This window comes from Undibacterium sp. Xuan67W, from assembly GCF_049340165.1.
Taxonomy (GTDB): Bacteria; Pseudomonadota; Gammaproteobacteria; order Burkholderiales; family Burkholderiaceae_D; genus Undibacterium.
Window position 1 is genome coordinate 310,223 of record NZ_JBMPPN010000004.1, and the last position, 6,366, is coordinate 316,588.

Here is a 6,366-nt window from a genome sequence, read left to right on the forward strand (position 1 = left end):
GGGGCGAAACGGGTGCTAGCCGGGGCGAGACGGATTCGCCTGTATTTTTTCGATGAGTTCTAGCCGGTACTGGCGGCTGCAAACGACATGTTCACCAGAGCGCAGTACGATTTCTGCATCGCCTTTTTCCAGCGAAATAATCCGGTCTATCCAGCCTAACTGCACTGCAGCGCGGCGATGGCAGCGGGCAAACTGCGTACCCAAAGTGTCGAGCAGGCTGCTCAGGGTCTGGCGCATCAGGGTATGCTCATGTTCACAATGCAGGACCACATAGTTATCGGCGGTTTCTATCCAGCGTATTTGTTCGGTACGGACCACACGTGTGACGCCGCGCTCCGTGATCAGTAATTGCTGTACCGGGTACGCGGACGCCGTTGGGGGTGTTAGCTGTGCGCTCAAAGCGAGCTTGTCATCTGGCACACGCTCTTGCAGCCGGGTTCGCACTCTCAGCAAGGCACGCTGCAAACGGGCCTGATCAAAGGGCTTCAGTAGGTAATCAATCGCATTGGCATCAAATGCGCGGATCGCATATTGATCATAGGCCGTAACGAAGACGATTAGCGGCGCAGGTGAGGGGAGAGACGCCGCCAGCTCAATGCCCGTGACTTCTGGCATCTGGATATCGAGGAAGGCGACATCTGGTTGAAATTCTGCAATGATGTGCAGCGCTTCATAGGCATCCCGAGCTTCCTGTATGGCGCTGATATCGGTTTCCTGATTCAACAGCCTGCGCAGTTTATCTCTGGCCGGCCGCTCGTCATCAACGATCAGTATGCGCATGGCAAACGCATTTCCGCTTGCACACCGGCAGGCTCAAGTTGTATGAGTACCAGGCTGGCGGCATTACCATACATCAGTACCAGCCGTTCACGTATATTGCGCAATCCCAATCCCGGATTGGCGCTGCTGGCTTTGAGCGTGCCCTGATCGTCACTTATTCTGATTAGCAGCGACTGCCCTTCACGCTGCGCCACAATCTGAATCTGCGTGAGCTGGCGGCATTGCTCTACCGTGTGTTTGAAAATATTTTCCAGCAAGGGTTGCAGGCTCATGACCGGCAAAGTGCAGGCCAATGCATTCTCGTCGATTTGCCACGTGATGGCGACTCTGTCTGCATAGCGTTCTGCCATCACCTGAGCGTAGCCGCGCACCAGCCGTAATTCTGTAGCCAGTGGCGCCTCGTGCAATTCACTGACTTCCAGCGTGGCGCGTAATACATCGGCTAACTGTATTAAGGTCGCATCGGCTCGCTCGACATCGGTATGCATCAAGGAGGAGATCGTGTTGAGAGCATTGAATAAAAAATGCGGCTGCATCTGCTGTGACAGTCTTTGCAATTGCGCCTGTCGAAATAAAGCATTTGAGCGTTCGGTGGCGAGTTTTTCTTTGATCAGGTTAAAGTAAGACAAAATCCCGAACAGGATCACGGTAAACAATCCAAAAAATATCGAGAGTTTTAATGACTCATAAAAATATAGCTGCGGCCAGGAGTCGTGCCGGTACGTGGTAGACATCCAGTAATACACCAGATGGCGTATTCCAAACGTGAGAGGTACAAAGCTTAGGCATATCAGCGGCATGCACAGCAATTGCACGCCGAACCAGCGCCATGGGGTCGCCAGCAGATAGTCATACTTTTGCGTGCAGCATCTTTGCGTCAGCCACAGCGACAGGCCGACCACCGCAGAGGAACTCTCCCACAAGATCGGTTGCCATATGGCGGTGCCGCCTTCACGGCGATAGTCCTGGATGGCGACCAGCACCATCAATAAGGTGAATAGTAGCCATGCAATACCGGTCGTGATTTTGCTACGGGTTGAGAACATGGCTGCCTGATCTTGGTTTCAGAAAATGATTAAACTTGAAATGATTCGACCTGCGACGACGTAAGCGTTTTCTGGCCGGATTGGCTGGCGATTTTATCCAGTGCCGATTGCCAGGCACGCATATGCCACTGGCAGTCGATTGTACCGATGACTTCACCTGTTTCGGCGATGCCCTCGACAGAACCATGAAACACGGCAAACATGACGGCACCTTCCGGACTGACAGGACGGTGTATTGCGCCATCTTTTTCAAGCAGATAATCGCCTGCAACAAAGCGAGTCGCCGGGTCGTCGTGATAATGGAAGCCACCTTCGAGAATATAGCCTTCGACCGCACCGACATGGCGATGTAAGGGGGCCAGGCTGTTTTTTTCGACTTTGATCATCAATGAGAAACGACCACTGTCCGGATCAGCGCTGAGTAATTTGAATTGCGCGCCAGGCATCGCCCAGCGCACCCAGGGTAAATCGGCGCAGTGGGTAGAGAATAAGGTGACGGAGGTACTGGCAGAGTGATCGCCAGGACTATGTAAGGTATTTGTATTCATAGCAATATTTTCTCATGTCAGCGGGGATTTCGTCCAAAAAGACGCTGTTACAAATATTTTGGTGCAGTGCACAAAAATTACTTGACCGTCAAAAATAAGCGCGTAGAATAAGAATTGTTGCGGCGCACCATTTGGTAAATGAGATGGAAAGCGCTGTGAAAATCCTCATTTTTTTATCATTTTTCCTCAGGAGAACGCCATGTTTACAACACCAGAACAATTTATCGCTGCGACTAAATCCAGTCTCGAAGCGCAATTCGCTTCTTTGACAGCATTGAACAAAAAAGCATTTGAAGGTTTGGAGCAACTCGTTGCTTTGAACGTTAATGCGGCTAAAGCAAGTATCGAAGAAGGTACTGCCGCTGCTAAGCAACTCGTTAGTGCAAAAGATCCAAAAGAATTCTTTTCTTTGACAGCTGCTCAAGCACAACCAAGTGCAGAAAAAGCCTTGGCTTATGGCCGTCACCTGGCATCGATCACTTCCGCTACTCAAGCTGAATTCACTAAAGCAGTTGAAGCCCATATCGCTGAGACAAACACGAAAGTTGTCGCTTTGATCGACGAAGTCACAAAAAACGCACCGGCTGGTTCCGAGCAGGCAGTAACTGCGTTGAAAGCTGTTGTCGGTAATATCAATGCAGGTTACGAGCAATTGTCTAAAACCAGCAAACAAGCAGTACAGACGCTGGAAGACAATCTGGCAAAAGCAACTCAGCAATTTACACAAGCTGCTGAAAAAACTACTCGCAGCAAGAAGTAATCTGACGCAAGTCATGACTGTCAGGTGATTGTGCTGCGTTAATTAACGCTAATACCAAGGTAAGCACAAATTATCGCTACATCACTGACACTTCGCATCAAAAAAATAGGCCCACGGAAACGTCGGGTCTATTTTTTTGCCTAAAACGTCGATCCCACAGGCGCTATCTGCGCGCTGGCATTAAAATACCGTCACACATCAGGCTCTATGAAGAGCATTTCAACTAGGAGAATCAAATGCAAGACGTCGTCATCGTTGCTGCAGGTCGCACCGCAGTAGGCAAATTTGGTGGTTCACTGGCAAAAATCGCCGCATCCGATCTGGGCGCGCATGTTATCAAAGGCTTGTTAGCCAAAACGGGTTTGAGCGCTGATCTGATTAATGAAGTGATCCTGGGTCAGGTTCTGACCGCGGGCGTAGGACAAAACGCGGCGCGTCAAGCCGTCATCAAAGCGGGTTTGCCGACTATGGTGCCTGCATTCACGATCAATAAAGTCTGCGGTAGCGGTCTCAAGGCGACACATCTCGCCGCCCAGTCGATCAAAGCCGGTGACGCCGATATTATTATTGCCGGTGGACAGGAAAACATGAGCGCATCGCCACACGTGCTGAATGGCTCGCGCGACGGTTTCCGCATGGGTGACACCAAACTGGTCGACACCATGATCGTCGATGGCTTGTGGGACGTGTACAACCAATACCACATGGGTATCACTGCCGAAAACGTCGCCAAGAAATATGGTATGACTCGCGAAGAACAAGACCTGTTCGCACTGGCATCACAAAACAAGGCAGAAGCTGCGCAAAAAGCAGGTAAGTTTGCGGATGAAATTATTCCGCTGGAAATCGCCAGTAAAAAAGGCACAACCGTGTTCGATAGTGACGAGTTCATCAAACACGGTGCAAGGCTGGAATCTCTGGCAGCATTGCGTCCGGCATTCGACAAGAACGGCACCGTCACCGCAGGCAATGCCTCCGGCCTCAACGATGGCGCAGCCGCTGTCATCATGATGTCAGCACGCAAAGCCGAAGAGCTGGGTCTGCCAGTACTGGCGCGCATCAAAGCCTACTCCTCCGCCGGTGTTGATCCGACCATCATGGGCATGGGGCCGGTACCCGCAGCACAACTCTGCCTGCGCAAGGCTGGCTGGACTCATCAAGACCTTGATCTGATGGAAATTAACGAAGCCTTCGCTGCACAGGCAATCGGCGTGAACAAAGAAATGGGCTGGGACACCAGCAAGATCAACGTCAACGGCGGGGCGATCGCAATCGGCCATCCTATCGGCGCATCAGGTGCTCGTATTCTGGTAAGCCTGATCCATGAAATGATACGTCGTGACGCCAAAAAAGGCCTGGCAAGTCTGTGTATTGGTGGTGGCATGGGCGTCGCACTGGCGATCGAGCGTTAATTTAGTTATTAGAAACTGATAAAAATTCCCGTTGTCGACGGGAATTTTTATTTCAGTCTTATATGTGTTTGATCATCATGGCGATATCGTTAAATATGCTGGCTTATCGCGGTATAAACTTATCTACATCTTTATTCTTTAGCGCTACGACTAACTGATCTGTTAATGCGTTGATTTTATCCATGTCTGCGCCAGGATTTTTGCTCATTAACTGGATGCGCTTTTTTATTAATTCATCTTTATTTTCCGCGCAAATCATTTCTGTCGCGCATGCGTTCAGCACCGCGAAATCATTTGCATCACATTCGCCGCCAAGTTTGCATTGAGCAAGTGCTACTGCGGACGTCAAAAGAAATGCGCTTCCATTTTCACCAATGGTGTACGAGACGCCATTAAAGTACGGACCTTTTTCATTGTAAATGATAAGTTTTGCATTAATGAGCTCTGGACTTTTAGAGTTAATCAACGCCGTCAACGCGCTTCTTTTTTGATCTACAGTACCAGAGTTAATTGCATTGCTTAGTTGTGTTGCAATATTCATCAAAGGGTCTTTTTTCGAGGACTTGTACAGCGTGGCCAATTCGTCCACGGACAATTCACTGTTTAAAAATCCTTGACATTGACCGCGCAGCTTGTTCAGAGAAGCCTCACGTTTGGTTGCAAGTTCATGGGAGGTATTACTGTCAGTGGATAGATTTGCTGCCATACGATCATTAATTCCAGAGCACCGCTGATTAATTACTGCTGCATAATAAAGCCCGCCATCTTCTGGTTGATTCTTTAATTTCTCCGACAGTACACGTAGATCTTTTGCGGCTAACAGTGCGCGATGCAAAGGATTGATTGAATCAGTCTCGTCAGTCTTGGGTGCATTACTATCCAGAGTCGACGTATTTTGAGAGTTATCAGGCATGGAGAGAAACTCTCTTCCTTTAGGGCGCACAGTTTCTTCGGTAACAGATAGTGTGGTTGTATCGTTAGCTTTGAATAAATTCCAGCCAACGATATAAGCACCCGCAACAATAAACAAAACGACGACTGCTAGTCGAGAAGATTTACTCACAAAATTTCCTTTCAAGCAGTGCAAGTTTTAGCTTTAGGTATGCCATCACCTTTGACTAGGCTACCCGGTTGTTTGATCATCCCGCCATCTGACATCATTGGCTCCGTGACAAACCAATTCTCAGTGCCACCATCCGCGAATGTGATTTTTAAATAACCAGCTTTATTTGCCTGGATTTTACCTGTTAAAGTCATCGTACGAAAAACAGCAATTGCGGCCAAATAGCGATCAGTTTCATCGCTAAGTGATGTTGTATTCTTAATGCCAGGTGACGTTGCTGCACATCTTGTGTCGCCGTTGCTTGCCAATTCTATCGGGGCATCACCGCCGCCACCGCCGCCGTTATCTCCAGCCGGACCGCCACCACCATTGTTACCTGGATTAGTCCAGCCACTGTTATCACCAAAACCGCACGAGGCAGACTGGTGACCGTCACTACAATCAACATCGCCAATAATAATAACGTCTGATGGTGAAATTGTTCCTGGTTTTGCAATAGTGGGTTGGTAATCCCCCCATTTTTAGCGCGAGCTATGAGTAGAGGCTATGCGGCAAGTGCGAGTTTCTGTTTCGGGGTGATGCCGCCGATGCCCGTGTTGGGCCGGTCGTGATTGTAAGTCCATAACCAGCTGGTGGCAAAATCTTGGATCTCTTCGAGCGAATCAAACAGGTGGTGCGCCAGCCAATCGTAGCGCACCGTCCGGTTGTAGCGTTCAACGTAGGCGTTCTGCTGCGGCTGCCCTGGCTGAATAAACTC

General features: G+C 49.5%; 8 protein-coding genes. 2 read left to right on the forward strand and 6 right to left on the reverse strand.

What is annotated here, in order from left to right; translation table 11 throughout:
- Positions 1 to 15: 15 nt before the first annotated feature.
- Genes ACO0LE_RS05895 through ACO0LE_RS05905 form a run of 3 tightly spaced genes read right to left on the reverse strand, consistent with a single transcriptional unit; the run spans position 16 to position 2,374 of the window.
- On the reverse strand, positions 16 to 780 hold the full coding sequence (locus ACO0LE_RS05895) for a LytR/AlgR family response regulator transcription factor (RefSeq protein ID WP_422959489.1): 765 nt from the start codon (positions 778 to 780) through the stop codon (positions 16 to 18).
- A complete protein-coding gene (locus ACO0LE_RS05900; protein ID WP_422959490.1) occupies positions 768 to 1,826 on the reverse strand; it encodes a sensor histidine kinase in 1,059 nt (352 codons plus the stop codon). Before ACO0LE_RS05900 ends, ACO0LE_RS05895 begins: the two co-directional genes overlap by 13 nt.
- Before the next feature lie 29 nt (positions 1,827 to 1,855).
- Positions 1,856 to 2,374: a 2,4'-dihydroxyacetophenone dioxygenase family protein gene (locus ACO0LE_RS05905; RefSeq protein ID WP_422959491.1), complete on the reverse strand. Its 519-nt coding sequence runs from the start codon at positions 2,372 to 2,374 to the stop codon at positions 1,856 to 1,858.
- Positions 2,375 to 2,573: 199 nt separating this feature from the next.
- Here ACO0LE_RS05905 and ACO0LE_RS05910 point away from each other — a divergent pair, with 199 nt between their 5' ends.
- Together ACO0LE_RS05910 and ACO0LE_RS05915 are read left to right on the forward strand one after the other, a co-directional pair.
- Positions 2,574 to 3,134: a phasin family protein gene (locus tag ACO0LE_RS05910; RefSeq protein WP_422955348.1), complete on the forward strand. Its 561-nt coding sequence runs from the start codon at positions 2,574 to 2,576 to the stop codon at positions 3,132 to 3,134.
- Positions 3,135 to 3,370: 236 nt separating this feature from the next.
- Complete coding sequence (locus ACO0LE_RS05915; RefSeq protein WP_422959492.1) at positions 3,371 to 4,546, forward strand: acetyl-CoA C-acetyltransferase; 1,176 nt, start codon at positions 3,371 to 3,373, stop codon at positions 4,544 to 4,546.
- A gap of 103 nt (positions 4,547 to 4,649) precedes the next feature.
- On the opposite strand, the gene ACO0LE_RS05920 is transcribed toward ACO0LE_RS05915, so the two are convergent.
- The 3 genes from ACO0LE_RS05920 to ACO0LE_RS05930 all read right to left on the reverse strand — a co-directional run.
- On the reverse strand, positions 4,650 to 5,609 hold the full coding sequence (locus tag ACO0LE_RS05920) for a hypothetical protein (RefSeq protein WP_422959493.1): 960 nt from the start codon (positions 5,607 to 5,609) through the stop codon (positions 4,650 to 4,652).
- An 11-nt stretch (positions 5,610 to 5,620) separates the two neighbouring features.
- Positions 5,621 to 5,917, reverse strand: a complete 297-nt coding sequence (locus ACO0LE_RS05925; RefSeq protein ID WP_422959494.1) for a hypothetical protein — start codon at positions 5,915 to 5,917, stop codon at positions 5,621 to 5,623.
- Positions 5,918 to 6,153: 236 nt separating this feature from the next.
- Positions 6,154 to 6,366: integrase core domain-containing protein (locus ACO0LE_RS05930; protein WP_422959495.1), on the reverse strand; the 213-nt coding region annotated here is incomplete at its 5' end.

Excerpts from the sequence above, each read along its gene's own strand:
- ACO0LE_RS05895 (WP_422959489.1), bottom strand. The coding sequence starts at position 780 with ATGCGCATACTGATCGTTGATGACGAGCGGCCGGCCAGAGATAAACTG.
- ACO0LE_RS05900 (WP_422959490.1), bottom strand. The coding sequence starts at position 1,826 with ATGTTCTCAACCCGTAGCAAAATCACGACCGGTATTGCATGGCTACTA.
- ACO0LE_RS05905 (WP_422959491.1), bottom strand. The coding sequence starts at position 2,374 with ATGAATACAAATACCTTACATAGTCCTGGCGATCACTCTGCCAGTACC.
- ACO0LE_RS05910 (WP_422955348.1), top strand. The coding sequence starts at position 2,574 with ATGTTTACAACACCAGAACAATTTATCGCTGCGACTAAATCCAGTCTC.
- ACO0LE_RS05915 (WP_422959492.1), top strand. The coding sequence starts at position 3,371 with ATGCAAGACGTCGTCATCGTTGCTGCAGGTCGCACCGCAGTAGGCAAA.